This window comes from Methylobacterium platani (assembly GCF_001653715.1).
GTDB lineage: Bacteria > Pseudomonadota > Alphaproteobacteria > Rhizobiales > Beijerinckiaceae > Methylobacterium > Methylobacterium platani.
Genome location: NZ_LWHQ01000092.1, coordinates 16,728 through 40,706 on the forward strand (window position 1 = coordinate 16,728; position 23,979 = coordinate 40,706).

General features: G+C 72.9%; 23 protein-coding genes and 1 pseudogene. 8 read left to right on the top strand and 16 right to left on the bottom strand.

The window, feature by feature from the left end:
* A partial coding sequence (locus A5481_RS30885; RefSeq protein WP_245298678.1) for an IS481 family transposase occupies positions 1 to 784 on the top strand: 784 nt, incomplete at its 5' end.
* Here A5481_RS30885 and A5481_RS30890 read toward each other — a convergent pair.
* The 8 genes from A5481_RS30890 to A5481_RS30925 all read right to left on the bottom strand — a co-directional run bounded on the left by A5481_RS30890 (position 781) and on the right by A5481_RS30925 (position 12,276).
* Positions 781 to 1,986, bottom strand: coding sequence for a hypothetical protein (locus tag A5481_RS30890; protein ID WP_048437246.1), 1,206 nt, complete (start codon positions 1,984 to 1,986; stop codon positions 781 to 783). The two genes, A5481_RS30885 and A5481_RS30890, sit on opposite strands and share 4 nt — an antisense overlap.
* Positions 1,987 to 2,736: 750 nt before the next feature.
* On the bottom strand, positions 2,737 to 4,362 hold the full coding sequence (locus A5481_RS30895; RefSeq protein ID WP_082173587.1) for a methyl-accepting chemotaxis protein: 1,626 nt from the start codon (positions 4,360 to 4,362) through the stop codon (positions 2,737 to 2,739).
* A gap of 381 nt (positions 4,363 to 4,743) precedes the next feature.
* On the bottom strand, positions 4,744 to 7,659 hold the full coding sequence (locus tag A5481_RS30900) for a bifunctional [glutamine synthetase] adenylyltransferase/[glutamine synthetase]-adenylyl-L-tyrosine phosphorylase (protein ID WP_048437244.1): 2,916 nt from the start codon (positions 7,657 to 7,659) through the stop codon (positions 4,744 to 4,746).
* Positions 7,656 to 9,077, bottom strand: coding sequence for a HAMP domain-containing sensor histidine kinase (locus tag A5481_RS30905; RefSeq protein WP_156312153.1), 1,422 nt, complete (start codon positions 9,075 to 9,077; stop codon positions 7,656 to 7,658). Before A5481_RS30905 ends, A5481_RS30900 begins: the two co-directional genes overlap by 4 nt.
* A gap of 101 nt (positions 9,078 to 9,178) precedes the next feature.
* Positions 9,179 to 9,868 carry a response regulator transcription factor gene (locus A5481_RS30910; protein ID WP_048437249.1) on the bottom strand — a complete coding sequence of 230 codons (690 nt, stop codon included), beginning with the start codon at positions 9,866 to 9,868 and terminating at the stop codon, positions 9,179 to 9,181.
* 442 nt (positions 9,869 to 10,310) lie between these two features.
* Positions 10,311 to 11,054: a YoaK family protein gene (locus A5481_RS30915; protein ID WP_048437243.1), complete on the bottom strand. Its 744-nt coding sequence runs from the start codon at positions 11,052 to 11,054 to the stop codon at positions 10,311 to 10,313.
* 85 nt (positions 11,055 to 11,139) lie between these two features.
* Positions 11,140 to 11,511, bottom strand: coding sequence for a response regulator (locus A5481_RS30920; RefSeq protein WP_048437242.1), 372 nt, complete (start codon positions 11,509 to 11,511; stop codon positions 11,140 to 11,142).
* Between the two features lie 132 nt (positions 11,512 to 11,643).
* Positions 11,644 to 12,276, bottom strand: a complete 633-nt coding sequence (locus A5481_RS30925) for a pyridoxamine 5'-phosphate oxidase family protein (protein WP_048437241.1) — start codon at positions 12,274 to 12,276, stop codon at positions 11,644 to 11,646.
* A 99-nt stretch (positions 12,277 to 12,375) separates the two neighbouring features.
* Here A5481_RS30925 and A5481_RS30930 point away from each other — a divergent pair, with 99 nt between their 5' ends.
* The gene (locus A5481_RS30930; RefSeq protein ID WP_082984982.1) at positions 12,376 to 13,221 is read left to right on the top strand and encodes a thioredoxin domain-containing protein; all 846 of its coding nucleotides are present in this window, start codon (positions 12,376 to 12,378) and stop codon (positions 13,219 to 13,221) included.
* 112 nt (positions 13,222 to 13,333) lie between these two features.
* Positions 13,334 to 14,167 (top strand): beta-keto acid cleavage family enzyme, encoded by an 834-nt coding sequence (locus A5481_RS30935; RefSeq protein ID WP_048437240.1) that lies wholly within the window; start codon positions 13,334 to 13,336, stop codon positions 14,165 to 14,167.
* Between the two features lie 4 nt (positions 14,168 to 14,171).
* Here the strand turns inward: A5481_RS30935 and A5481_RS30940 are convergent, their stop codons facing one another.
* The 3 genes from A5481_RS30940 to A5481_RS30950 all read right to left on the bottom strand — a co-directional run bounded on the left by A5481_RS30940 (position 14,172) and on the right by A5481_RS30950 (position 17,848).
* A complete protein-coding gene (locus A5481_RS30940) occupies positions 14,172 to 15,278 on the bottom strand; it encodes a lytic transglycosylase domain-containing protein (RefSeq protein WP_064504499.1) in 1,107 nt (368 codons plus the stop codon).
* A gap of 246 nt (positions 15,279 to 15,524) precedes the next feature.
* Positions 15,525 to 16,883, bottom strand: a complete 1,359-nt coding sequence (locus A5481_RS30945) for a DUF5666 domain-containing protein (RefSeq protein ID WP_064504500.1) — start codon at positions 16,881 to 16,883, stop codon at positions 15,525 to 15,527.
* Positions 16,884 to 16,894: 11 nt separating this feature from the next.
* A complete protein-coding gene (locus A5481_RS30950) occupies positions 16,895 to 17,848 on the bottom strand; it encodes a DUF6502 family protein (RefSeq protein ID WP_245239282.1) in 954 nt (317 codons plus the stop codon).
* A gap of 189 nt (positions 17,849 to 18,037) precedes the next feature.
* On the opposite strand from A5481_RS30950, the gene A5481_RS30955 reads away from it, so the two are divergent.
* The 3 genes from A5481_RS30955 to A5481_RS30965 all read left to right on the top strand — a co-directional run bounded on the left by A5481_RS30955 (position 18,038) and on the right by A5481_RS30965 (position 19,356).
* Entirely contained in the window at positions 18,038 to 18,238 is a 201-nt protein-coding gene (locus A5481_RS30955; protein WP_048437668.1) for a hypothetical protein, read from the top strand.
* Positions 18,239 to 18,255: 17 nt separating this feature from the next.
* The gene (locus tag A5481_RS30960) at positions 18,256 to 18,471 is read left to right on the top strand and encodes a hypothetical protein (RefSeq protein ID WP_048437667.1); all 216 of its coding nucleotides are present in this window, start codon (positions 18,256 to 18,258) and stop codon (positions 18,469 to 18,471) included.
* Positions 18,472 to 18,576: 105 nt separating this feature from the next.
* The gene (locus A5481_RS30965) at positions 18,577 to 19,356 is read left to right on the top strand and encodes an outer membrane protein (protein ID WP_048437666.1); all 780 of its coding nucleotides are present in this window, start codon (positions 18,577 to 18,579) and stop codon (positions 19,354 to 19,356) included.
* Positions 19,357 to 19,462: 106 nt separating this feature from the next.
* On the opposite strand, the pseudogene A5481_RS30970 reads toward A5481_RS30965, so the two are convergent.
* From A5481_RS30970 to aroQ, 4 genes and pseudogenes are all read right to left on the bottom strand, one after another.
* Positions 19,463 to 19,792, bottom strand: a pseudogene (locus tag A5481_RS30970) (DUF6036 family nucleotidyltransferase); the annotation flags it as partial.
* A 42-nt stretch (positions 19,793 to 19,834) separates the two neighbouring features.
* A complete protein-coding gene (locus A5481_RS30975; protein WP_048437664.1) occupies positions 19,835 to 20,053 on the bottom strand; it encodes a hypothetical protein in 219 nt (72 codons plus the stop codon).
* Positions 20,050 to 20,439 carry a hypothetical protein gene (locus A5481_RS30980; RefSeq protein WP_048437663.1) on the bottom strand — a complete coding sequence of 130 codons (390 nt, stop codon included), beginning with the start codon at positions 20,437 to 20,439 and terminating at the stop codon, positions 20,050 to 20,052. The genes A5481_RS30975 and A5481_RS30980 overlap by 4 nt, the downstream gene beginning before the upstream one ends.
* Positions 20,440 to 20,639: 200 nt before the next feature.
* Positions 20,640 to 21,086: a type II 3-dehydroquinate dehydratase gene (aroQ, locus tag A5481_RS30985; protein WP_064504501.1), complete on the bottom strand. Its 447-nt coding sequence runs from the start codon at positions 21,084 to 21,086 to the stop codon at positions 20,640 to 20,642.
* Positions 21,087 to 21,323: 237 nt separating this feature from the next.
* Here aroQ and A5481_RS30990 point away from each other — a divergent pair, with 237 nt between their 5' ends.
* Entirely contained in the window at positions 21,324 to 21,578 is a 255-nt protein-coding gene (locus tag A5481_RS30990) for a hypothetical protein (RefSeq protein WP_064504502.1), read from the top strand.
* 120 nt (positions 21,579 to 21,698) lie between these two features.
* Entirely contained in the window at positions 21,699 to 22,625 is a 927-nt protein-coding gene (locus A5481_RS30995) for a LysR family transcriptional regulator (RefSeq protein WP_048434253.1), read from the top strand.
* Between the two features lie 148 nt (positions 22,626 to 22,773).
* Here A5481_RS30995 and mmsB read toward each other — a convergent pair whose 3' ends face one another.
* Positions 22,774 to 23,979 (bottom strand): multiple monosaccharide ABC transporter permease, encoded by a 1,206-nt coding sequence (mmsB, locus tag A5481_RS31000; RefSeq protein WP_048434252.1) that lies wholly within the window; start codon positions 23,977 to 23,979, stop codon positions 22,774 to 22,776.

Consider the following 23,979-nt stretch of genomic DNA (forward strand, 5'->3'; position numbering starts at 1 on the left):
CAGTCGTCCGGGAAAGGGGGCCGGCCAACGATGGGCCGTGAGGCAGACCGCGCCGCTACGGAGCTCGTGTCGTGTACCGCTGGACGATTGCCTCTACGGCCTGCAGCCCACGATCCCGCATCTGACCCGCTCCAGCCTGCACCGGTGCCTGCAACGGCACGGCATCAGCCGTCTGCCGGAGATCGAAGGCGACAAGCCCGAGAAGAAGCGCTTCAAGCAGTATCCGATCGGCTACTTCCACATCGATATCGCACAGGTCAGCACCGAAGAGGGCAAGCTATACCTGTTCGTGGCGATCGATTGCACCAGCAAGTTCGCTTTCGTCCGTCTGGTCGAGAGTGCCGGCAAGATGGAAGCCGCGCAGTTTTTGCGCGATCTGATCCTGGCGGTGCCCTACCGCATCCACATCGTCCTGACGGATAACGGCATTCAGTTCACCAACCGCAAGAAGGATACCTATGCCTTCGCACACATCTTCGGCCGCGTCTGTGCCGAGAACGACATCGAGCACCGGCTGACCAAGGTGAACCATCCCTGGACCAATGGCCAGGTCGAGCGGATGAACCGCACGATCAAGGACGCGACGGTCAAGCGCTACCACTACGACAGCCACGATCAGCTCAGAGACCACCTCCAACTCTTCGTGGATGCCTACAACCACGCCCGCAGGCTCAGGACGCTGCGTGGCCTGACACCCTACGAACGTATCTGCCAAGCCTGGACCAAGGAACCCGAACGCTTCAGGGTCGATCCGTCACACCGCATCACGGGACCGTACACCTAAGGTCGCACACGAGCGTGGCGAGCGTACCAGAGGGCGACAGCCGCTTGTGTGTTGGTCGCGCCTTCCGTCCCCACCGTGCTGTAGTAAGCGGCGGCATCCGGCTTGCAGTCGTCCTGAAATCCGCTAGCACGCCCGCAAGCATTGTAGTTCACGACCGCCCAATGCGACGGCAGCCGGTCAGCGGCACGCAAGGAATCATAAAAGCGCTGGGCGTAGGCCTGGAAATTTTTCTCGTGATAAGGGCTTACCAGCACGCTCACCCACAGATTGTTGGCGTGTCCCCACGCAATGACGTCTTTGGTGAACTGCTGGTAGGCCTTCTGCTGGACCGCGGTCGGCAAGCCCTCAAAATAGAATTTCGGTGGACCGTCGAGCGCGATGCCGCCGCCGTACAGCGCCGCAGCCCGCACGTCATCCCACCACGCATCCGACCACGGATGTATGACGGCGACGGAGGTCGCATCACCCGCAGCGCCTGAGCCGCCCGACTGGTTTGGCGACGTGATCGGCGCCAGAGTCTTGACGCCCCCGTCGCGGCGGGCGGCATCCACGAAAAGCTTGAAGTCGGCGTAGGACTGCCACTTGGTGGTGAAAGCCGTCGCGCTGAGGTCGATGTTGACAATCACCGCTGTCGGCTGAAATCCCTTGGCGATGACTTGACGTCGCCAGTCAGTCGACCAGAACCCAGCATTGAAGCCGCCGCCGAACGAAATCTCAGCAACGCCGGGGCCAGTACCCGCGAAGGCGCGCGCGATGGCTGGCAGTTGCGGGTTGTCGGTCGCCGAGTAGTGCAGGTAGTAGCCGCCGCGGCCAGATGCGCGAAACTGCGCGGAAGCTGATGGGGCGGCGAGGCTTTCGAAGCCGGACGTGCCGCCAAGCGAGACCGCGGCGTCGGGCTGGCGCGCGGCTGGGCCGGGCGGGGCCGAACCGACCGCGGGGATGGCGGGCTGCGCCACGACCTGGACGCTCTGGTCACAGCCGAAGGGCGGGTCACCGTGCAAGGCGGCGGCGCAGTCGGACTTAATCCGCAGGACGTTCTCGGCGATGCCGACCGGCAGGATCCGATCCTGCGCGCCGGGCACGATGACCGCGAGGCCGGTGCCCGCTCCTTTCGGGACGATGTCGCGGCCAGCGGCCGACTGGATCGCGAACTGCGTGCCCACCGGTACGGCGAGGACGGCGAGCGCGAGGATCAGGCGCATAGATGCTCCATCAAGCGTTCGAGAGATCGAAGAGGTAGCCGATGACCGTCCTGTCGGAGACCCGTAGATTGACGCGGCCTGACGTCGCGCCCCGAATAACCCACATGGTGCCGGGCTCGACGTCGATGTGAACGGGCACAAGCGCTCCAGAGTACGGGATTTTCCAGCCAGGCGCACTTTCCCGGCACCCAGGCCCGCCGGTCCGGGGACGGGCGCGCCCAGCATGACGGTCGTACCCGCGCCGGCGATCCGGAGTGCCTCGTCGGCGGCGCGCCCGTCCCGGAACGACCTTCCCCGGACCGACCTATCGGCGACCGGTGATACTAACACAGGTCATCGAGATCGACCGTCGGTCCCGGTCCCGCATTTCTCCACGTTCCGAAGACCCGCGATTCCGGGAGCGCGATCGGTCGAAACGGATCATCGGCTCCGTCGATCTCGGGCCGGCGCGCTTATCGAGGCTTGCCCACCGCCTCCGAACGGATGCGTTCGATAAGCGGCGGGATATCGGACGGTCGCCCGCCCCGAACGCCTGACGGTCTCCACAGTCAGAGGCCGCGACGACAGGCTCCTGAACTCCCTGACGCGGCGGCCTCCGGTAGCCGACATCGACGGGACGCATCGGCACGACGTGCTGCTCGTACGACGTCCGGCCGATCGCCGGGCGATGCGGATCCCGGCTTCGCTCGGGCGTGCGCAGCGATGCTCCGCCGTCGCAAATCCGTGAAACCGCGCCGGCGGACGCGGGCGTCAGGCCGCCCGCACCGTGGCGAGGAACCGCGCCACCTCGGCGCCGAGGTGCTCGGATTGGCGCGACAGCTCGGTCGCCGAGGCGAGCACCTGGGTCGCGGCAGCACCGGTCTCCTCCGCGGCACCGGCGACGCCCGCGATGTTGCCCGTGACCTCGCCGGTGCCGGACGCCGCCTGGGCGACGTTGCGGACGATCTCCTGGGTGGCGACGCCCTGCTCCTCGACCGCGGCGGCGATGGCCACCGTCACGGTGTCGATCTCGCGGATGCGCGCGGTGATCGCCGCGATGGCCGAGACCGTGTCGCCGGTGGCGGTCTGCACCGCGGCGATCTGCTGGCCGATCTCGTCCGTCGCCTTCGCGGTCTGGGCGGCGAGCTCCTTGACCTCGGCGGCCACCACCGCGAAGCCGCGGCCGGCCGCGCCCGCGCGCGCCGCCTCGATCGTGGCGTTGAGCGCGAGCAAATTGGTCTGGGCGGCGATCGACGCGATCAGGCCGGCGACGTCGCCGATCCGGCCGACGGTCTGGCTCAGCTCGCGCACCCGGGCGCCGGTCTGGTCGGCTTCGGCGACCGCCCGGCGGGCGAGGCCGGCCGAGCCGTCGACCTGGCGGCCGATCTCGGCCACCGAGGCGCCCAGCTCCTCGGCCGCCGCCGCGACCGTGCCGACATTCGAGGCCGCCTCCTCGGCCGCAGCCGCCACGGTGGCGGACTGGCTCGCGGTCTCGGTCGCGGTCGCGGTCATCTGTCCGGCGGTGGCCTGCAGCTCGGTCGCCGACGAGGAGACCAGGCCGACGATGCCGCCGACCGCCCGCTCGAAGCCGTCGGCGAGGGTCATCATCGTGCGGCGGCGCTCCGCCGCCGCCGCCGCGTCGGCGATCCGCTTGATCTCGGCCTGCTCGGCCGCCTTCCGGGCCACCATCGCCTTGATCCCGTCGACGGCGCGGCCGATCGCGCCGATCTCGTCGCCGCGGCGCGCCTCCGGGATCTCGGCCTCGATCTCGCCCCGGGCCATCCGCTGCAGGACGGTCACGAGGCGGCCGATCGGCCGGGTGACGCCGAGCATCGCCACGAGGGCGACCGCCGCCAGGCCGACCAGGAGGCCGAGGCCGCTCACCAGCATCAGCCGGGCGCGGGTGGCGTTGGTCTGGTCGGTCAGGTCGTCCGAGGCCTTGGCGACGTAGTCCTGGATGTCGAGGGCGAGCTTTCGCGTCTCCTGGATCTGGCCGCCCAGGACCGGATCGACGCTGGTGCGGAACTGCGCCAGCGCCTCGGCATTGCGCTTCGCCACGGCGAGGTCGCGCACCTCCGCGAGCTTGGCGGTCAGGTCGCCGAGGTCGCGGGCGATCTTGTCGATGCGGGCCGTGAAGGTCGGTCCCTGCTCGCGCAGAGTCGCGACCGTCGGCTTGACGCCCGCGATGGCTTCGTCGAACTCGGTGCTGGCGCGGTGCATCTGCGCCTCGTCGGTTTCGGCGACGATGCGGAACGTCGTGTAGCTCAAGGTGTAGAGGATGCGGTTGAGGCGGCTGGCGCTCGCCGGCGCCCGCGCCTCCCGCACGATGAACCGGCTGTAGGCGTCGTCGATCGCCGTCATGCGCCCTTGGGCGTACCACACGCAGCCGCCCACCATGGCGGCGATCAGCAGGACGGCGGCGGTGAGCTTGTGGAGAATCGTCGCGTTGGCGAGCACGGGCCCGGTTCCTGGTCTATGTCCGTTGGGCCGCAGGAAACGACAGATGGCTTAATCCTGCGTAAAGCCCCAATGTCCGGACGGGCCGTGCAGCCTATTGGTGGCGCCCCTGCAACGACCATCGCAGGATAACATCCATGCACGATCCTGCCGGACGGCACTCATCCACCGGGGATTACGGAGAGCGAGGGGCCGGAACACAGGGTCACGGGTCGGAGCCGAGCCGGCACCATCGTGCGTGCGTCAAAGCGGTGACCGAACGCCACCTGCCGCGAACGCGCGACGCCGCGGGAAGTTCCCGTGCGCGAGGGTGCGGACGTCTCAGCCGAGGATCGCCCCGAACGCCTCCCGCACCGCGGCCCGGGTCTCGGCGAGCTGGGCGGCGAGCGCCGCCTCGTCGGGCGCGCCGAGCGCCGTCGCGAGCCGCGCGCGGGCCGCCGGCGGGGCGGTGCGGCCGAAATCGCCCTCGACCATCAGGCGCTGCCAGTGATGCGCGTCGTCGAGGAGCCGGTAGGCGGTGACGAGGCGGCCCGCGAGGCCGGGTTCGAGCAGGCCGTGGGTGCCGGCGTGTTCCAGCAGGCCCGGCGCGTCGTGACCGATGAGGTCCGGATGGGCGTGGGCGTGGGAGAGCACCAGGGCCTGGGCGAGGAAATCGAGGTCGAGGAGCCCGCCCGGGGCGAGCTTCAGGTCGAGCGGACCGTGGTCGCCCTTCTCGCGCTCGATCAGCGCCCGCATCGTCCGCGCCTCGCCGACGACGGTCGCGAAGTCGCGGGGCCGGCACAGGACGGAGGACACGGCGTCGTCGGCCTCCCGCATCAGGCTCGCGTCGCCGGCGAGCGCCCGGGCGCGGGTGAGCGCCATGTGCTCCCACAGGGCCGCCTCCTCGCGCCAATAGGCGGCGAAGCGGTGCCACTGGTTGGCGATCGGCCCCTGGCCGCCGCTCGGGCGCAGGCGCAGATCGACCTCGTAGAGGCGGCCGCGGCGGGTCGGCACGGTGAGCGCCGCGACGAGGCGCTGGGTCAGTCTGTTGTAGTAGACCGCGGCGTCGAGGCGGCGGCGCCCGTCGCTCTCGCGCCGATCCTGGTCGAAATCGTACAGGACCACGAGGTCGAGGTCGGAATCGGCGGTGAGCTGGCGCGAGCCCAGCCGCCCGAGGCCCAGCACCGCGAGCCGCCCGCCGGGCACCCGTCCATGCTCCTCGGCGAAGGCGGATTCGGCCGCGCGCAGGGCCGCCGCGACGGCGGCCTCGGCGATGCCCGCATAGGCCCGCCCGGCACCCGCGGGCGGCAGGATGCCCGAGAGCAGCCGGGCCCCGGTTACGAAGCGCAGCTGGCGCGCCGCGTCGCGGCTGCGGTCGAGGAAATCCTCGTGGTCGCGCGGCTGGCCGAGGGCCTGGCGGAACTGCAGGCCCAGCGCCTCGGCGTCGGTCACCGGCGCGACGAAGGCGGGGTCGATCACCGCGTCGAGGACGTGCGGGCTGAACGCCACGGTGTCGGCGAGCCGCGGCACGGTGCCGAGGAGGTCGGCGAAGAGCAGCCGCAGCCGCTCGTGCGAGCGCAGGATGGTGAGGAGCTCGACGGCGGCCGGCATGCGCCCGAAGGCGCGATCGAGGGCGGCGAGCGCCCCGTCCGGATCGGCGGTGCCGGCGAGCGCCTGGATCAGCGCCGGCACCAGATCGGTCAGCACCTCGCGGGCGCGCGGGCTCGTCACGGCCGGGCGGCGGCCGAAATGCCAGCCGCGCACCGTCTCGGTCGCCCGCTCCGGCGCCCGGAAGCCGAGGCGGCGCAAGGTGGCGAGCGTCTCGGGATCGTCCTCGACGCCGGTGAAGACGAGGTCGCCCACCTCCGCCGCGAGGTCCGGCTCGGCCTCGAACAGCAGGGCGTAGTGGCCCTGGACCCGCCGCGCCTCGGCGGTCAGGGCCTCGCCGAACGCCGCCTCGTCCGGGTAGCCGAGGAAGCGGGCGAAGCGCGCGAGCTTCCCCGGCTCGTCGGGCAGGCGCTGGGTCTGCTCGTCGGCCACCATCTGCAGCCGGTGCTCGACGGTGCGCAGGAACCGGTAGGCCTCCGCCAGCTCGTCCCGCGCCTCGCCGGTGATCCAGCCCTCGTCGTGCAGGGTGGCCAGCATCTCGAGCGTGCGCCGGCCGCGCAACGACGGGCGCCGGCCGCCGAAGACGAGTTGCTGGGTCTGGACGAAGAACTCGACCTCCCGGATGCCGCCGCGCCCGAGCTTGATGTCGTGGCCGGCCACCGCGACGGCGCCGTGGCCGCGCACGGCGTGGATCTGCCGCTTCATCGCGTGGACGTCGGCGATCGAGGCGAAATCGAAGTACTTGCGCCAGATGAACGGGCGCAGCTCGGCCAGGAACCGGTCGGCCAGGGGCCCATCGCCGGCGACCGGCCGCGCCTTGATGAAGGCGGCGCGCTCCCAGTTCTGCCCGACGGTCTCGTAGTAGGTGTAGGCCGAGGGCAGCGACAGGGCGGTCGGGGTCGAGCCGGGATCGGGCCGCAGACGGTAATCGACCCGGTGGACGTAGCCGTCGGCGGTGCGCTCCTGCAGCAGCTTGGCGATCGTTTGCGCGATCCGGCTGAAGAACGGCGTCGCCTCGACGCCCTCGCGCAGGGGGGCGGTGTCGGGATCGAACAGCACGATCAGGTCGACGTCGCTCGAGTAGTTGAGCTCGCCCGCCCCGAGCTTGCCCATGCCGAGCACGATGAGGCCGGAGCCGTCCTGCGGCCGGCCCGGATCGGGCGGCCGGAAGCGGCCGGTGCCGGCGGCCTGGACCAGGGCGGCGTCGACCGCCGCGCTCACCGAGGCGTCGGCGAAGCCGGAGAGCGCCGCCGTCACCTGCTCAAGCGACCAGGCGCCGCCGATATCGGCGAGGGCCACCAGGAGGGCGTGGGCGGCGCGGTTGCGGCGAAGCCGCCCGGCGACGTCGCCCCCGGCGAGACCCGCCGCGCGCTGGTCGGCCAGGATCGCGGCGTTGGACTCCTCCGGGGCGCGCTCCAGCAGGCCGGCGAGGCGGGCGGGGTCGCGGGCGGCGAGGCCCCACAGGAACGGCGAGTGGTCGGCGAGGCCGAGGAGGAGGTCGCGGGCCGGCGCGAGCCGGTCCCCGAGGTCGGGCGCAGAAGCCAGGAGGTCGTCGAGGCGGCCTCGCGCGCGCTCGGGCTCGGCGAGGCGGGGCGCCCGGGTCAGGCGGGCCGAGAGCGGCCGGGTGTCGCCGGGGTCGGTCGTGCTCATGCGTCGCCCTCCCGCGGGGCCGGCTCGCGCAAGGGGGCCGGGAGCCGCAGGCAGGCGCGCAGGCCCGGCGCGTTGTCCTCGAGGGTGAAGGTGCCCTGGTGCAGGCGGGCGACGGCGTTGACGAGGCTGAGCCCGAGGCCGAAGCCGGGCCGCGTGCGGGCGCTCTCGAGCCGCACGAAGCGCTCCAGCACCCGGCCGCGCTCCGTTTCCGGGATGCCCTCGCCGCGATCGGCGACCGAGAGGACGATGTCGGCGTCCTCCCGCCGCGCCGCGACGCAGACCACCGGCGCATCCGCCGCATCGGCGGGTTTCTGCCCGTATTTCAGGGCGTTGTCGATCAGGTTCGCCATCGCCTGTCCGATCAGCTCGCGGCTGCCGTGCAGCACCAGGCCGTCCTCGACCTCGGCCCGCACGGCGACGCCGCGTTCCTCCGCTACGGCTTCGTACAGCTCCGCGACCTCGAGGGCGACCGCCCCGGCGTCGAATTCGCCCAGGCCCTCGCGGGCGTTGCCGGCCTCCAGCCGCGCGATCATCAGGAGGGCGTTGAACACCCGGATCAGGTTGTCGCTCTCCTCGATGTTGGCCTCGAGCGCCGCCCGCAGGGCATCCGGGTCGCTGCCCTCGCGCAAGGCCGCGTCGGCCTTGTTGCGCAGGCGGGTGAGCGGGGTCTTGAGGTCGTGGGCGATGTTGTCGGAGACTTCGCGCATGCCGCGCATCAGCTCGCCGATGCGGTCGAGCATCGCGTTGAGGTTGCTCGCCAGCCGGTCGAGCTCGTCGCCGGTGCCGGCGAGCGTCAGGCGCCCGTCGAGGTCGCCCGCCATGATGCCGCGGGTGATCTCGGTCATGTGGTCGACGCGCTTGAGCACGCGCTGGGCGATGAACCAGCTGCCGACGAAGCCGAGGCCCACAACCAGCATCAGCGACCAGGCGAAGGCGCGCCCGATCACCGCGCGCAGGCGGTCGCGCTCCTCGACGTCGCGGCCGACGAGCAGGCGGAACCCGCCCGGCAGGGTGAAGATGCGCACGATCGCCCGGTGGTCGAGCCGGTCGCCGTCGGTGCTGCGGGCATAGGCCGTCTCGGTCTGGCCGGGCTCGGCGAGGGTGCCGGGCGGCAGCGCCTCGACGTTGCCGACGACGTGCTCGCCCGCCGGGGTGGTGACGAGGTAGAGCGAGGCCCCGGGCTCGCGCGAGCGGCGCTCGACCACGCTGACGAGGCGGCGGATGCCGCCGGTGGCGTACTGGTCGGACAGGCCGTTGATCTCGGCCTCGATGGTCGAGACGATCTGGTCGTCGAGGACGCGCCTGGCGTTCCAGGCCACGTAGCCGAGGGCGAAGAACGCGAAGGCGGCGAAGACCAGGAGGTAGGCGAGCGAGAGCTTGAAGGCGGTGGTGCGAAACAGCGTGCCGAGGCGCGCCAGCCGCCCGTCGGGACCCGCGCCCTTCTGGCCCGCCTGGTGGAGGCTCGCTTTGTGACGGCCCGTCTGGATCTGGCCCGCCGGCACGGGCGCGGGCGGCGCGCTCACGCCTCGCCGCCGGCACGGACCATGTAGCCGGCGCCCCGCACGGTGTGGATCATCGGCCGCTCGAAGCCCTTGTCGACCTTGGCGCGCAGGCGCGAGACGTGGACGTCGATGACGTTGGTCTGCGGGTCGAAATGGTAGTCCCAGACGTGCTCGAGCAGCATCGTGCGGGTGACGACCTGGCCGGCATGGCGCATCAGGTATTCGAGCAGGCGGAACTCCCGCGGCTGCAGCGGGATCTCCTGGCCGCTCCGGACGACCCGGTGCGACAGCCGGTCGAGCTCGAGGTCGCCGACGCGGTAGCTCGTCGTCTCGGCCCCGCCCCCGCCGCCGCGGCGGCGGGCCAGCACCTCGATCCGGGCCATCAGCTCGGAGAAGGCGTAGGGTTTCGGGAGGTAGTCGTCGCCGCCGGCCTTGAGGCCCTTCACCCGGTCGTCGACCTGCCCGAGCGCCGACAGGATCAGCACCGGCGTCTCGACGCCCTGCTCGCGCAGCGAGCGGATCAGCGACAGGCCGTCGAGCTTCGGCAGCATCCGGTCGACCACCAGCACGTCGTAGGCCCCCTCGCGCGCCAGCGCGTAGCCGTCGAGGCCGTCATCGGCCGTGTCGGCGACGTGGCCGGCCTCGCGGAAGGCCTTGGAGAGGTAGGCGGACGCCTCGCGGTCGTCCTCGATGATCAGGAGGCGCATGTCGGGCATTCTAGGGCAGGTCCCGGGCGCGCGGGAAGGTTCCCTCGCCGGAGTCCTGGCGCAGCGGACCCGGGCGGGCCCCGCCCGGCGTGCCGCTCTTCGGGGGGAGGGGTCGCGGCACGCCGGGCATCGCCGCCGGGGGGTCGGCAGGCCGAGCGGGGGGCTCGGCCTGCCGTGGCACGGAGCACCGGGTCGTCTGGGGGGCGACGATGATGACCCGGCGCCGCGGCCCTCGGGGCCTAGAGGCGCGGCGCCGCCCCGGGGGGTGAGAGGGCGATGCCGCGTCCGGCGACCCTGCCGTTCTAGGCCCCCCCGGCTTACGCGGGTGTCTCCGCCCGATGAACTCGGCGTAATCTTTGCCATGCCGGGTCGGGCATGGCGGGGCGGCGCTCATGCGCCGGACGCATCCGCATCGCCGTGTCGATGCGGATGCGCGGTGGCCTCAGACCACCGGGGGCGCCGTGGCGGCGGCGTCCGGCGCCGGGGACTTGGTGCCGGAGACGAGCGGGCCGTCGCCGTGGATCAGCGTCATCGCCAGGGCGATGGCCGCCAGGCCGGCCGCCACCACCGCCGGCACCAGGAAGGCGCGCTCGCCGAAGGCGCTCTGCAGGAGGCCGCCGGAGATCGCCCCGAGGGTGAGGGCGGCCCAGAGCGGCGCCTGAATCCAGAACGACGGCGAGGGATGGCCGAGCAGCAGGTTGGCGAGCCCGGTGCCGAAGCGCACCACCGCGCCGGTGACGTAGGTGAGCGCCAGGCTGCGGCCCTCCTCGTCCTGCAGCACGGCGTTCTGCATGCCGAGCGCCAGCACGATCGGGTAGGCGTGGAGCGGGAATTCCTCGGGCCCGCGCGGCATGAACAGGCCGACGCAGAGCAGCAGCGCCTGGAGGCCGAGCAGCACCGCGAGCCGCCAGTAGCCGACGGCGGCGGCGATCAGCGTGCCGAGGAACGCCCCGAAGCAGAACAGCGCGATGGTGCTGCCGACCCGGGTGACGTTGCCCCAGTCGCCGAGGCTGACCGCCGCGCCGAGGCGGGTGGTGTTGCCGCTCATGAACGACATGAACAGCTGCGAGAATTCCAGGAACCCGATCGCGTCCGCGCAGCCGGCCAGCGCCGACAGGGCCAGCGCGAACGGGACCCGCGTGCTCGCGGCGGCCGGAAAGGCCTTGGTGTCCTTCTCTGCTGCCATTCAGCGTCTCTCCTGTGCTGCCCTGAGGGCAAGTCTGGCCCGAATGCAGAACCGGGAGAGAGCGTGACGGTTCCGCTGCACCGCGTCACGGGCGGCGCAGGGCCGGCAGCATCCCGGCCAGGGCCTCGTAGTCGAAGGGCTTCGACCAGGACGGGATCGCCCCGTACTTGGCCGGGATCGCGACGGCGTCGTAGCCGGTGGCGAAGACCATCGGCACGCCGCGCCGGTTCAGCTCGGCGACCAGCGGATAGACGAGCTCGCCGCGCAGGTTGATGTCCAGGACCGCGAGATCGAGGCGGTGCGACGACAGGAGCCGGCGGGCCTCCTCGACGGTCGGCACCGGGCCGACCACCTCGGCGCCGTGCCGGATCAGGGCGCGCGAGATGTCGTCGGCGATGAAGTACTCGTCCTCGACCACGAGAACCCGAAGCGGCTCGGGCCTCTCCTGTCCTGCCATCGCGCGATCCTCGTCCCCCCGCAGCCCGGGCTCGCCCGGTCACGGCGACATCGTAGCACGAGGGAGCGGGCGCCGTCGCCGATGCAACTCGGAAGCGGGAAAATCGGCGGGACAATCAACGCGCGATCCACCTCAATAGAGCCGGGTCCGATAGGATTCCTCCATCAGCCGCTCGGCCTCCGCCGTGCCGATCGCGCCGGTCTGGTCGGCGAGCACGCGCCCGAGGCTCGGGAAGGCGTCGCGCGGCACCTGCGCGGCAGGGTCCCACAGCCGCGCGCGCATCACCGCCTTGCCGCAGTGGAAGAACACCTCGCGCACCGCGACGACGAGACCGGTCGCCGGCACCTTGCCCTGGGCGGCGAGCGGCGCGAGCAGCGCCCGGTCGGTGGTGAGGCGGGCGGTGCCGTTCACCCGCAGGGTCTCGGTGATGCCGGGCACGAGGAAGATCAGACCGATGCCGGGCGCCGCCAGCAAGTTGGCGAAGCTGTCGGCGCGGTTGTTGCCGCGCCGGTCCGGGATCAGCAGGGTGGCGTCGTCGAGCACCTGGACGAAGCCCGGCGCGTCGCCGCGCGGGCTCGCATCGGCGCGGCCCCCGGCATCGGCGGTGGCGGCCACCAGGAACGGCGAGAGCGCGATGAACGCGCGGGCATGGGCGTCGAGCCGCGGGAGCACCTTGCCCTCGGCGAGGCGGCTGACCGGCCCCATGTGCTCGCGCAGGTCCGCGGTGTCGCGGATCTCCGAAGCGTCGCGAATCCCGTCCTGCATCCGGCCCCTCCGCTGCGGCCTGTTGTCCGCCGCATCCGTGCGGCGCGCCGCCGCCCTATCTCGGGTCAGGGTGCGGGCTCCCGGCGGTCGAAGCAAGCGATGATCACGACGGCGATGGCCGAGGACAGGGCGGGGGCGACGGGCGCCCCGGCTCGCGGGCGGGGCCGGCCCGCCATCGCGGCGCTCCTCGTCGGCGTCGCGATCGCCCTGTCGGCCGGCCCGGCGGCGGCCCTGACGCCGAAGGACCTCGCGGGCGTGGCCCTCGCGCCGCCGCCCGGGGCCCGGGCGCCGCTCGACGCCGCCTTCACCGATACGGCGGGGCGGCGCCTGAGCCTGGGCCAGGCCCTCGACGGGCGGCCCGCCCTGCTGCTGCCCCTCGACTACGCCTGCCGCAACGTCTGCGACCCGATGCTCGCCGTCGCCGGCACGGCGCTCGCCGCGACCGGCCTTTCGCCCGGGACCGATTACCGGCTGGTGACGCTCGGCATCAACCCGCGGGCCGACGCCGCGGCCGCCCGCACCATGGTGGCCGGGCAGCTCGGCACCGGACCGATCCTGGCGAGCGCCGTGGTGCTGACCGGGGCGCCGGGCCCGGTCGAGGCGGTGACCCGGGCGGTCGGCTACGCCTACGCCTACGACCGGGACACGGAATCCTACGCCCATCCGGCCGGCGCCCTGGTGCTCGCCGGCGACGGCCGGGTCGCCCGTGCCCTGTCGCCCCTGGCGATGACCGGCCGCGACCTGCGCCTCGCCCTGGTCGAGGCCGGCGAGGGGCGGGTCGGCGCCCTGTCGGACCGGCTGCTGCTGCTCTGCTACGGCTACGACGCGACGACCGGAATCTACACGCCGCTGATCCGCCGCATCCTGACGGCGTCCGGAATCGTCACGGTCCTGGCGATCGCCGGGCTGGTGGCGTGGCTGCACCGGCGCTCGCGGCCGGCGTGACCGGGGCCGGCGTCGCGACGACCCCATTCTTCGATGGGCGGCGGGACGGCGGCGTTGCATGGTGCCCCGAATCGCCGGCGCGGCAGCCGCCGGACGAAGAGCAGAGAGACAGATGGCCCTCCCCCTCGTCATCACGGTGGCGCCGAACGGCGCCCGGCGCACCAAGGCCGACCACCCGGCCCTGCCGATCGATCCGCGGGAGATCGGCCTCGACGCCGCCCGCTGCCGCGAGGCCGGCGCCGCGATGATCCACCTGCACGTGCGCGACGCCGAGCAACGCCACACCCTCGACCTCGACCGCTACCGGGCGGCGCTCGCGGCGGTGCGGCGGGAGGCGGGGCCGGAGATGATCTGCCAGGTCACCACCGAGGCGGTCGGCCTCTACGCCCCCGCCGAGCAGATGGCGGCGATGCGGGCGCTCAAGCCCGAGGCGTTCTCGGTGGCCCTGCGCGAATTGTTCGCCGAGCCGGAGGACGAGGCCGCCGCGGCGGCCTTCCTCGCCGAGCAGGCCCGGGCCGGGGTGCTGGTGCAGCACATCCTGTACGATGCCGGCGACGTCACCCGCTTCCAGGGCCTCGCGGCGCGGGGCCTGATCCCGCTCGACCGGGCGAGCGTCCTGTTCGTGCTCGGCCGCTACGCCGTCGGCCAGCGCTCGGACCCGGCCGACCTGCTGCCTTTCCTGGCTGCCTGGAACTCGGAGCACCACCTCGACCTGCCCTGGGCGCTCTGCGCCTTCGGCCCCCGGGAGGCGGCCTGCCTCGTCGCCGCGGCGGCGCTCGGCGGTCACGCCCGGGTCGGGTTCGAGAACAACCTGTGGCGGCCGGACGGCAGCCTGGCGCCCGACAACGCCGCGCAAGTGGCAGGCCTCGCCGCCCTCGCCCGCTCGATCGGGATCGGGATCGCGACGCCGGTCCAGGCGCGGGCGCTGTACTCCGGCGAGGGCTGACCGCCTACTGGCCGGGGGTGGCGGCGGCCGGCTCGGGCGTCGCCGCCGCGGTCTGCGGCACCGGGGGCGCGGCCTTGCGGATCACGAAGTGGCGGAACTCGACCGGGCGGCGCGGCGGCAGCGGCAGCTTGGGGCCGGTCTCGGCCTCCGGCTCGGCCGGGGCGGCGGCGGGCGTGAGGGCGGCGACGGCGGTCGCGGACGGCGGGGCGGCGGGCGCCGCCGCGAGGCTGACCGTCTGGCCCGAGGTCGGGAACGGCAGGCCGGCGCCGGCACTCGTCCCCGCATAGGCCAGGGCCGGGCCGGCGGCGGGCGTCGGCGCGGCGTGGAAGGCCAGGGAGGCCGGGCGGACCGGCGGCAGCGGTACCGTGACCGTCGGCTCGGCGGCGGCGTCCTGGACGGGGGCGGCCTGGACGGGGGCGTCCTGGACGGGGGCGGCCTGCGCGGCGGCCGCCTGAGCCGGGACGGGCTGGACCGGCTGGAACGCCGCGACCTGCTGCGGGGCGGTGGGGGGCGGCAGGGTGTAGGCTTGCGCCGACGCCTGCTGGGCGTAGGCCCCCGTCAGGGCGGCGACCGACGGGTCGGCGGACGCGGTGGCGGTCGTGGCCGCCGGCCGGCCGCCGAAGACGTTGCTGAGGAACTTGCCGAGGGGGTTGGCCGCGTTCGGGATGTCGCGGACCGGCGGCGCCTCGAGCTCGGCCACGTCGGTGCGGATGCCCGCCCGCTTGGCGGCGTAGTAGTAGCCGCGGGCGTAGTAGCTGTAGGCCTGGGCCTCGTTGCCGTGCGCGGTCTTGTAGGCGCCGGCGAGGTAGGCGACGCCGTAGGTCAGGTTGACCCTGGCGTCGAGCAGGCCGGAGGCCGGGCCGCTGTAGCCGAGCGCCCGGGCGGTGCCGTGCTTGATCTGCATCAGGCCGAGCGCCCCGCCGCGGCCGACCGCGCGGGGATTGTAGCCGCTCTCCCGCTTCACCACCCGGTGGATGAAGCTCGCCGGGACTCCGTTGGCCTTGGCATGGGCCTCGATCAGCGCGTCGATGTTGTCGCGGACGGGGCTCACCTGGGCCGAGGCCGGGAGCGGCGCCGCGACGGCGACGGCGATGAGGAGGCGCTTGCGCATGCAGGACCTGCTGGAGGGGGCCGGTGCGCTGCCGCACCGACGGGGAGGCCCATCCTGCTCCGTTTCAAATACGGCGGGAAAGAGACTTGGCCGTTCCGGGGCCGGACTTGGCCGTTAACTCCACCGGAAAACAGCCGCGTTTCGCAGTGCGGTGTGTCCGGGCGGGCACAGGATATCGCCCGCACGCACCCGTCCACAGCCCCGTGCGCCGCTCGCCGCGACATCCGGCGCTCCGGCCGATTCGCCTCAGCGCCGCCCGCCGCCGCCGAAGCCACCCCCGCCGCCCAAACCTCCGCCGCCGAAGCCGCCCGGCCCCTCCCCGCCCGGACGGCCGAAGCCGCCAGGCCCTCCGAAGCCGCCGGGACCGCCGAAGCCACCTTGCCCCCCGAAGCCACCCTGGCCGCCGAAACGGCCCGGTCCCTCCCCGCCCGGGAGGCGCGGGTCGAGCTCGCCGCGGCCCGGGCCGCCGAAGCGGCCGCCCTCGCCCCCGAACGGGCCGCTCTCGCCGGATCCCGGGGAGCGGCCGAACCCGCCGGAGCGCCCGCCCGGGCCGGTCCCGGGCCCGCCGTGGGAGCCGCCGGGACCGGAGCGGCCGGGGCCGTGCCCGGCACCGCCGGGAACGCGGCCCGCGCCGCCGCCCGGGCCGCCCGGCCCGCGGCCGGCATCGCGCCCGGCCGGGTCGCTCCGCAGGCGCACCGCCTCGAGGTCGAGCCGGCCGCCGCGGCCTGTGCGGCCGTCGAGGATCGCGAGCCCGCCGCCGGCCGGCACGAGGCCGCCCTGCCCGGTCACCGCGTAGCCCGCACCGGTGCGCAGGGCGCCGCCCTCCCGGGTGACGTAGGCCTCGATCGACAGGCGCTGCGCCCGGATGCCGAACGGATCGCTCGCCGGCACCGCCTGCGCCACCGCGAACCGGGCGCCGTCGAGGCGGCCCTCCGCCACCGCCCGGCCGCCGGCGAGCGCCGGGTCGAGACCGGCGAGCGGCAGGTTGCCGATGCGCAGCGCCCCGCCCGGACCCCGCCGCACCGGGCCGGCGACGAGGTCCGGCGCGATGCCGGCCGGATCGATCCGGCTCGCCGCGATGCTGCCGTCCGGCCGGCGCAGGCCGCTGACCGCGACCCGCTCGCCGAGCGTCGGCCGCGGCATCTCGGGCGGCAGCCCTGCCGTGGCGACCGACTGGCCGAGCACCGTCAGCCGGTCGGCGCCGACGCGCTGGACCGGGCCGACGACCTCGTGGATCACCGCGATCGCCCCGGTGGACAGCCCGCTCTCCGCCGGCTGCGCCAGGGTGCGCACCACCTGGCCGACGCGCAGGTCCTCGACCCGGGCCGGCCGGCCGTCGATCGTCACCGGCACGTCGGCCGGGTAGGCGATGCGCAGGTCGTTGACGATGATGCTGCCGAAGCCCCGGATGGTGCCGACGACGCCGGTGCCGCCGATGCCGCGGTCGCCCTCCTCGTCGGGGCCCGGGCGGATGCCGGTGCCGCCGATACCCTGGTCGAGGATCTTGTCGCCCGCCGCCCGCAGCGGACCGGCGGCGGCGAGCCAGCTCGCGCCGGAGAGGAGGCGCAGGAGGCCGCGCCGGGTCAGGGGGCGCGCAGGCCGCACCGGTCGCTCCCTCACGCCTTCGCCTCCGGCCGCGGCCTACCCGCCTTTCGGGCTCGCGGCGCGTCCTCTTCCCGGGCTCGCGGCGCGTCCTCTTCCCGGGCTCGCGGCGCGTCCTCTTCCCGGGCTCGCGGCGCGTCCTCTTGCTGGGCTCGCGGCGCGTCCTCGGCGTATATGTAGATGCCGAAGTTCCACCTCGCGTCGCCGCCCGGGTCGGTCTCGCAGGCCGCGTGCGCCTCGCGGTTGGCCTGCTGCAGCGCGTCCATGGCGATCTCCCGCGCCCGCGTCTCGAGCCGCCGGGCCAGGGCGGGCGAGAGCCCGTCGTAATGCACGGCGCGCTCGAGGAAGCGCGGCTTCTCCTCCAGGATGTTGGCGACGGCGGCGGCGATGTGGTCGTGGAGGTTGCGGCCGAAATAGTAGAGCTGCTGCGTGCCGCCGCCGCCCGGCACGAAGGCGGCCTCCGACAGGACGATGCGGTCCGCGTCGTCGAGGGTGACGAGGCCGCGGTCGAGCCACTCGTCGAGCACCGCCCGTGGGCGCAGGTCCCGCGTCACCGAGGCGACCAGCCCCTCGAAGGACGGTCCGTCCTCGCCCGCCCGCGGCAGCGCCCTCGGGCGTCCGTCGGCGTCGGTGAAGTCCGGCGCCGCGATCCAGCGCGCGATGATCCGGCTGGTGCGCGAGACCGAGGCCGGCACCGCGCTCACGGGCGCGCCGGCACCGCGCAGGCGGCGCACCTCCTTGCGGTGGATGCCGGTGAGCAGGCTCACCCGGCTGTCGGTCTGGTCCTTGCCGGGCAGGGCGAAGTCGTACTCGGCGACGTTCACGTAGAGCTCGCGCAACAGGTCGGTCAGCGCCGGGAAGGTGATCCCGCTGCGCACGAATAGGCGCACCAGCGGCCGCAGCAGCCGGGCGAGCGGGGCCTGCAGCGCGCCCGCATCGGGCGGCAATCTCGGGTTCGGCTCTGACATCACGGTCGTTCTAGCCCAGGCGCCGTGGGACACAATCCCACAAAAGCGCCCTCCAGCCCGATTTCCGATTGACGTGGGAAATTTGCCCACATACAGAGTTGGCCGTGGTCGAAATTCCCACGCCGGACGATCCCATTCGGGACCGGCCGGCCCGGCATCGACCGCACGGAACAGTCGCAGGACATCCCGATGGCCAGTCCCCTTCCCCTCGTGTGCCGCAGCCACGGTCCGGAGCCGCTCCGGCTCGCCTCCGCGCCGCGGCGCCGGCCCGCGTCGCGGCTGCCCCTGGCGATGCTGATGCGCGGCCTCGCGGTGGTCGCCGCCCTCGGGATGCCCGTGGCGGCGGCCACCCTCGCCGACCTCGTTCACCCGACCGCCGTCGCCCGCTGACGAAGGAGACGTTCGCGATGCTCGAAGCCCTGCGCAGCGACCGGGTCCGCCCGGCCCCCCTCGGCCGCGCCTTCCCGATGCCCGCGATCGGGGAGACCGGTCCCGCCTTCCGCTCCCGGCGCGAGCCGGCCGACGGGGGCGAGGCCGTCATCCTCGCCGCCCTCTGCCTCGTCATCGGCGGCGCGATCCTGCTGGTCGCCCTCCAGGCGATCTGCATCGTCCAGAACCTGTGAATCCGGTTCGGACGCGCCGGCCCCGATGATCCGGCCGGCTTTCGACCGCCCGGGCGGCCCGCCGCCCCGGCCCCTTCCCGACGAACCGCACACACGGCATCCCCGATGACCAGATTGACCGAAGCGCTCGGCCTCGCCGGGGCGCTCGCCCTGACGGCCGCCCTCGCGGCGCCCCTGTTCGCCGCCGCGCCGGCCGCCGCCGCCGACCTGCCGCGCCGGGTCGCCCCGCTGCCGGCCTTCACCCCCGTCCCGGTCTTCACCTGGACCGGCTTCTATGCCGGCGTGAATGCCGGCGCCGGATTCGGCGGCGGCGGCGGCACCTTCACGGACGCCACCTACGGCACCGTGACCCCGGGCAGCCGCGATGCCGCCTTCGTCGGTGGCGGCCAGATCGGCTACAACTACCAGTTCACGCCGGGCTCCGGCTTCGTGATCGGCGCCGAGGCCGACATCCAGGGCACGACCTTCGGGCGGCCCCGCAGCGGCCTCGTCGGCGCCACCACCTTCACCGATATCGGCCCGAGCCTCGACTGGTTCGGCACGGTGCGCGGCCGGATCGGCTACGCCTTCGACCGCTTCCTGGTCTACGGCACCGGCGGCTTCGCCTATGGCGGCGGCAGCACGGCGTCGAACGCCTCCGTCTATACCGGCACCCTGCCGGGCTCCTTCCGCACCGGCTGGACCGCCGGCGGCGGCGTCGAATACGCCTTCACCGAGCGCCTGAGCGCCCGGGTCGAGGCGCTCTACGTCAGCCTCGACCGAAACGGCGGCAGCGGCGGCCTCGTCTACGACACCGCGACGAACGCCTATTACGGCCTCGGCAAGCCCAAGTCGGAGTTCGGCGTCGTGCGCGCCGGCCTCAACTACCGGTTCTCGACCGACTGACATCCCCCAGCATCAGCTCGGTCGAGAGGGCCGGAGGCGGGCGACCGCCTCCGGTCCACCTGTTCTGGTGTCGTACGGGTTCGCCCGCGCGATGTCTCGCGGTGGATCATGGATCGAGTTGCGGAGCGGCGTCGTGCCCATGGCCGGCATCGATCCCGCAGGCGGCAGCGAGCGACGACAGTCGCCGCATCAGCTCATCCTCGTCGAGGACGCTTGCTGGCATGCGGTCGAGCCTCGATCGCATCACCGCGAGAGAAAACAACCCCGCTGTCACTCCGGATTGCAGCCACGCCTGGTCCTTGTCCCGCCACGCCACCAGCTTGGCGAGGGCGACATCGTTCTGCTCGGGCACGATGGCCGTGACGCCGGGACATCCCGCGCTCTCATAAGGCGAGGCGCGCAGGTGCCAGTCTTGGGGCATCACGGAGGTGCTCGCCGAGACCCCGTCGGCGTAATAACCGTACCGATCGTGAAATGGCTATCCCTGCCCGATACTGCCTTCGATCGCGTCGGAGACGTCGTCCTGATCGGGAATATCCGGAACGTACAGATCGGCTTCGGGCGTCATCAGCATGTCCGCCGGTATATTCTTGCAGCGCAGCAGCACGACCGTGGAGCCGACCAGAACGAAGGTGCGATGACCGGTGACGCTCGCAGCCGCGCGCAGCAGGTGATCGATCTTCTTCCTCTGCATCATGGCGCGGCTGGGCCTGCCGATGGCTCGGCGCCGCCCGGAGCGGTGGCGTTCGCGCCCAGGCCGCTTCGTTCTCTCGGCGACAGGACGACAAAGACGGGCTGAGTGTCCCGAAGGATATCGCCTTCGGCCGAGTCTTCCAGCATCCGCCGGGCGATCACCTCGACATCCTGCCGAAGGAGATCGGTCCACAGGGAATAATATCTGGCCTGCCGCGGGTCACCCTGCATGAACCGATCGAGGTGATGCCGTCCGTTCTCCACAAGCCCGGGATCATCGATGATCCGGATCGCCACGGCGCGGGTGAGCGCGTAAGAGCGCCGCTTGCTGCGGTCATGAAAATCGGTCTTGGCGGGCAGGGACCGAACGAACCGCTCTCCTTCCGTCATGCGACCTCCCTCTCGCAAACCTGCGGCGATCGTCCGCGAGCGCGCGACGAACGAGATGCACGGCCGCCTCGGAACCATCGTACCGGGATATCGGCTGCGGTTTCAGCCGTTCCAAGCCCGAGCGGCGAACGATCCGGGCCCACCTTCGGAGCCCGGAAGCAGGTCTTTCCCATCGGGCGCCCGGGGACGCCCAGGCGGCCTCACGCCTTGTCGTCGATCAGCTGCGCGACCCGGCGCAGGGCCAGGAGATACCCTTGCGTACCGAGGCCCGCGATCACTCCGTCGGCGCGCAGCGAGACGTAGGAGTGGTGGCGAAAGGCCTCGCGCTTGTGCACGTTCGAGATGTGCACCTCGATCACCGGCGCGTCGAAGGTGTTGAGCGCGTCGAGGATCGCCACGGAGGTGTGGGTGAAGGCCGCCGGGTTGATGACGATCCCGCCCGCGGTCTCGCGCGCCTCGTGGATCCAGTCGATGATCTCGTATTCGCGGTTCGACTGGTGGAAGCGGATCTCGAGCCCGAGCTCGCCGGCGAGCGTCCGGCAGGACGCCTCGACGTCGGCCAGGGTCTCGCTGCCGTAGATGTGCGGCTGGCGCTTGCCGAGCAGGTTCAGGTTCGGGCCGTTCAGCACGTAGACGAGGCGGCTCATCGGGGGCTCCTGTCGGGGTGGGGCGCGGGGGCGAACGATCCGCGCCGCGTCCGGGTCGCGAGGTCCCGGTTAGGAGCCTGTCCGCGCCCGGGCGTCAACCGCGGGCCGGCCCGCACGAGAGCCGGACGGCATCGCCACGATAGGCGAACGGCATTGGCCGGCGCGGGGGTGCAGGCGCGAAGATCCGGACATCGAGCGGGACATTCCGCCTCCGCTCCCCGGACGAGGCTTCCTCCGATGCGCAGCCTTCTTCTCGCCGGCGCCGTGCTCGCCGCCCTCTCCACCTCCGCCAGCGCCTGGACCCAGTCGCTCCTGCACCCCGAAGGCCGGGACGCCGCGGTCGCGACGACGATGCCGGCGCCCCCGCGCTATACCGGCTACGACGATCCCGGCCTGCGGGCGGCACCGCTGCGCGCACCGCGCGCCGTCCGGCAGGTCGAGCCGACGCGCCCGTCGGATCCGCCGGCCTGGCGCTCCTGCCCGTGGTGCTGACGGATCCGTGCCGGTCGGCTCCGGCGGCCGCGTTCCCGCCCCGCCTTCGCGGTGTTAGCCTTGCGACTGCCCCCGCTACCGGGGCCCTTCGGTTCGAGGCCGATGCTGCGGAGGGCGGCGATGGAGATGCACCAGGTCCGCTACTTCCTGGCCCTGTGCGAGGAGCACAACTTCACCCGCGCGGCCCAGGCCTGCAACGTCACCCAGCCCTCGCTTACCCGGGCGATCCACTTCCTGGAGCAGGAGCTCGGCGGGGCGCTCTTCCACCGCGAGCGCACCGGCACGCAGCTCTCCGAGCTCGGCCGCACCGTGCGGCCCTACCTGGAGGAGGTCTACGCCAAGGCGCAGGCCGCCCAGGCCGAGGCCCGCGCCTTCAGCCAGCAGCGCCGCACCCGCCTGACCCTCGGGGTGATGTGCACGATCCAGCCCGACGCCCTCGTCGGGCTGATCGGGGGCCTGCGCTCCCGGCATCCGGGCCTCGAGCTCGATATCGTCGATGCCAGCGCCGGGGCCCTCGAGGAGCGCCTGCTCGCCGGCGGCCTCGAGGTCGCGCTCTACTGCCTGCCGGGACGGGAGCCCGACCCGCGGCTCCACCGCCTCGCCCTGTTCCGCGAGCCGATGGTGATCGCGGTCGCGGCCGGGCACCCCCTCGCCGCCCTGGAGGCGGTCCGCCCGCAGGACCTCAGCGGCCAGCACTACGTCCACCGCCTCAACTGCGAGTTCCGCGGCTATGCCGGCCCGATCTGGGAGGCGCAGGGCTGCACCGACTGCGAGACGATCTACCGGAGCGAGCGCGACGACTGGATCCTGGCGATGATCGCGGCGGGGCTCGGTTTCGGCTTCATGCCGCGCTCCTGCGTGACGCATCCGGGCGTGGTCGCGCGTCCGCTGGTCGACCCGGATTTCTGGCGCGAGGTCAATCTCGTCACGGTCCGCGGCCGGCCGCACGCCCCGGCGGTCGGGGCGCTCCTGCGCGAGGCGATGCGGGCGGAGTGGCTCGGCGCCCCGGCCCTCGCGACCGAGCGGGCGCGGGCTGGCGAGCCGTGAGGCCACCGGCCCGGGCCGGGCACGAGATCTGCCCGGGCTTCGCGCAACCGACATGACATTCTCGATGTCATCCCGGGTTCTCGCCTGCGGCGAGCCCCGGGATCACCCGGAGGGTTTCACAGGCGTCCGCTCGACGGAGTCCGGTCGCTTACCGCTTCCGATAGTACTGATCGACGCTCACCGCCCCGAGCAGCACCAGGCCCTTGATGACCTGCTGGTAGTCGATGCCGATGCCGAGGATCGACATGCCGTTGTTCATCACCCCCATGATCAGCGCGCCGACCACCGCGCCCGTCACCTTGCCGACGCCGCCGGACGCCGAGGCGCCGCCGATGAAGCAGGCGGCGATCACGTCGAGCTCGAAGCCGAGGCCGGCCTTCGGGGTCGCGGTGTTGAGGCGGGCGGCGAAGATCAGGCCGGCGAGCGCGGCGAGCACCCCCATGTTGACGAAGGTGAGGAAGGTCAGGCGCTCGGTGTTGATGCCCGAGAGCTTCGCCGCCTTCTCGTTGCCGCCGAGCGCGTAGACGCGCCGGCCGATCACCGTGCGGCTGGTGACGAAGCGGTAGAGCAGGATCAGGGCGAACATCACGATCAGGACGTTGGGCAGGCCGCGATAGGTGGCGAGCCAGGTGCTGAAGGCGACGATGACCGCGGCGACGAGCGCGTTCTTGAGCGCGAAGGCGCCCATCGGCTCCGGGGTGAAGCCCTGGCGCTGCTGCCCGATGCGCCGGCGCAGGTTCGAGCCGACGAGGATCAGCGCCAGCGCGACGCCGACGAGCACCGAGGTGATCCGCAGCGCGCCGCCGGTGACGATATCCGGGATGAAGCCGGAGCTGAGCTTCTGGAAGTCGGGCGGGAACGGACCGACCGACTGGCCGGCGAGCAGCGCCAGGGTCAACCCCTTGAACACCAGCATCCCGGCGAGCGTCACGATGAAGGACGGGATGCGCAGGTACGCGACCCACCACCCCTGCGCCGCGCCGATCACCCCGCCGGCGACGAGGCAGAGCAGGGTGGCGACGAGCGGGTGCAGGCCCATCTGGACCATCAGGACCGCGGCGAGCGCGCCGATGAAGCCCGCGGTCGAGCCGACCGAGAGGTCGATGTGGCCTGCCACGATGACCAGCAGCATGCCGAGCGCCATCACCACGATGTAGCTGTTCTGCAGCACCAGGTTGGTGAGGTTGAGCGGGCGCAGCAGCGCCCCGTCGGTGAAGAACTGGAAGAAGATCACGATGCCGACGAGGCACAGGATCATGCCGTAGTCTCGCAGCGAGCCGGAGAAGGCCTTCGCGTTGAAGCCGGAAAGCGCCGGCGGGCGCGGAGCCTCGGCGGGCGTGGCGGTGTCGCTCAT

Excerpts from the sequence above, each read along its gene's own strand:
- A5481_RS30890 (WP_048437246.1), bottom strand. The coding sequence starts at position 1,986 with ATGCGCCTGATCCTCGCGCTCGCCGTCCTCGCCGTACCGGTGGGCACG.
- A5481_RS30895 (WP_082173587.1), bottom strand. The coding sequence starts at position 4,362 with ATGGTGGGCGGCTGCGTGTGGTACGCCCAAGGGCGCATGACGGCGATC.
- A5481_RS30900 (WP_048437244.1), bottom strand. The coding sequence starts at position 7,659 with ATGAGCACGACCGACCCCGGCGACACCCGGCCGCTCTCGGCCCGCCTG.
- A5481_RS30910 (WP_048437249.1), bottom strand. The coding sequence starts at position 9,868 with ATGCGCCTCCTGATCATCGAGGACGACCGCGAGGCGTCCGCCTACCTC.
- A5481_RS30915 (WP_048437243.1), bottom strand. The coding sequence starts at position 11,054 with ATGGCAGCAGAGAAGGACACCAAGGCCTTTCCGGCCGCCGCGAGCACG.
- A5481_RS30920 (WP_048437242.1), bottom strand. The coding sequence starts at position 11,511 with ATGGCAGGACAGGAGAGGCCCGAGCCGCTTCGGGTTCTCGTGGTCGAG.
- A5481_RS30925 (WP_048437241.1), bottom strand. The coding sequence starts at position 12,276 with ATGCAGGACGGGATTCGCGACGCTTCGGAGATCCGCGACACCGCGGAC.
- A5481_RS30930 (WP_082984982.1), top strand. The coding sequence starts at position 12,376 with ATGATCACGACGGCGATGGCCGAGGACAGGGCGGGGGCGACGGGCGCC.
- A5481_RS30935 (WP_048437240.1), top strand. The coding sequence starts at position 13,334 with ATGGCCCTCCCCCTCGTCATCACGGTGGCGCCGAACGGCGCCCGGCGC.
- A5481_RS30940 (WP_064504499.1), bottom strand. The coding sequence starts at position 15,278 with ATGCGCAAGCGCCTCCTCATCGCCGTCGCCGTCGCGGCGCCGCTCCCG.
- A5481_RS30950 (WP_245239282.1), bottom strand. The coding sequence starts at position 17,848 with ATGTCAGAGCCGAACCCGAGATTGCCGCCCGATGCGGGCGCGCTGCAG.
- A5481_RS30955 (WP_048437668.1), top strand. The coding sequence starts at position 18,038 with ATGGCCAGTCCCCTTCCCCTCGTGTGCCGCAGCCACGGTCCGGAGCCG.
- A5481_RS30960 (WP_048437667.1), top strand. The coding sequence starts at position 18,256 with ATGCTCGAAGCCCTGCGCAGCGACCGGGTCCGCCCGGCCCCCCTCGGC.
- A5481_RS30965 (WP_048437666.1), top strand. The coding sequence starts at position 18,577 with ATGACCAGATTGACCGAAGCGCTCGGCCTCGCCGGGGCGCTCGCCCTG.
- A5481_RS30975 (WP_048437664.1), bottom strand. The coding sequence starts at position 20,053 with ATGATGCAGAGGAAGAAGATCGATCACCTGCTGCGCGCGGCTGCGAGC.
- A5481_RS30980 (WP_048437663.1), bottom strand. The coding sequence starts at position 20,439 with ATGACGGAAGGAGAGCGGTTCGTTCGGTCCCTGCCCGCCAAGACCGAT.
- aroQ (WP_064504501.1), bottom strand. The coding sequence starts at position 21,086 with ATGAGCCGCCTCGTCTACGTGCTGAACGGCCCGAACCTGAACCTGCTC.
- A5481_RS30990 (WP_064504502.1), top strand. The coding sequence starts at position 21,324 with ATGCGCAGCCTTCTTCTCGCCGGCGCCGTGCTCGCCGCCCTCTCCACC.
- A5481_RS30995 (WP_048434253.1), top strand. The coding sequence starts at position 21,699 with ATGGAGATGCACCAGGTCCGCTACTTCCTGGCCCTGTGCGAGGAGCAC.
- mmsB (WP_048434252.1), bottom strand. The coding sequence starts at position 23,979 with ATGAGCGACACCGCCACGCCCGCCGAGGCTCCGCGCCCGCCGGCGCTT.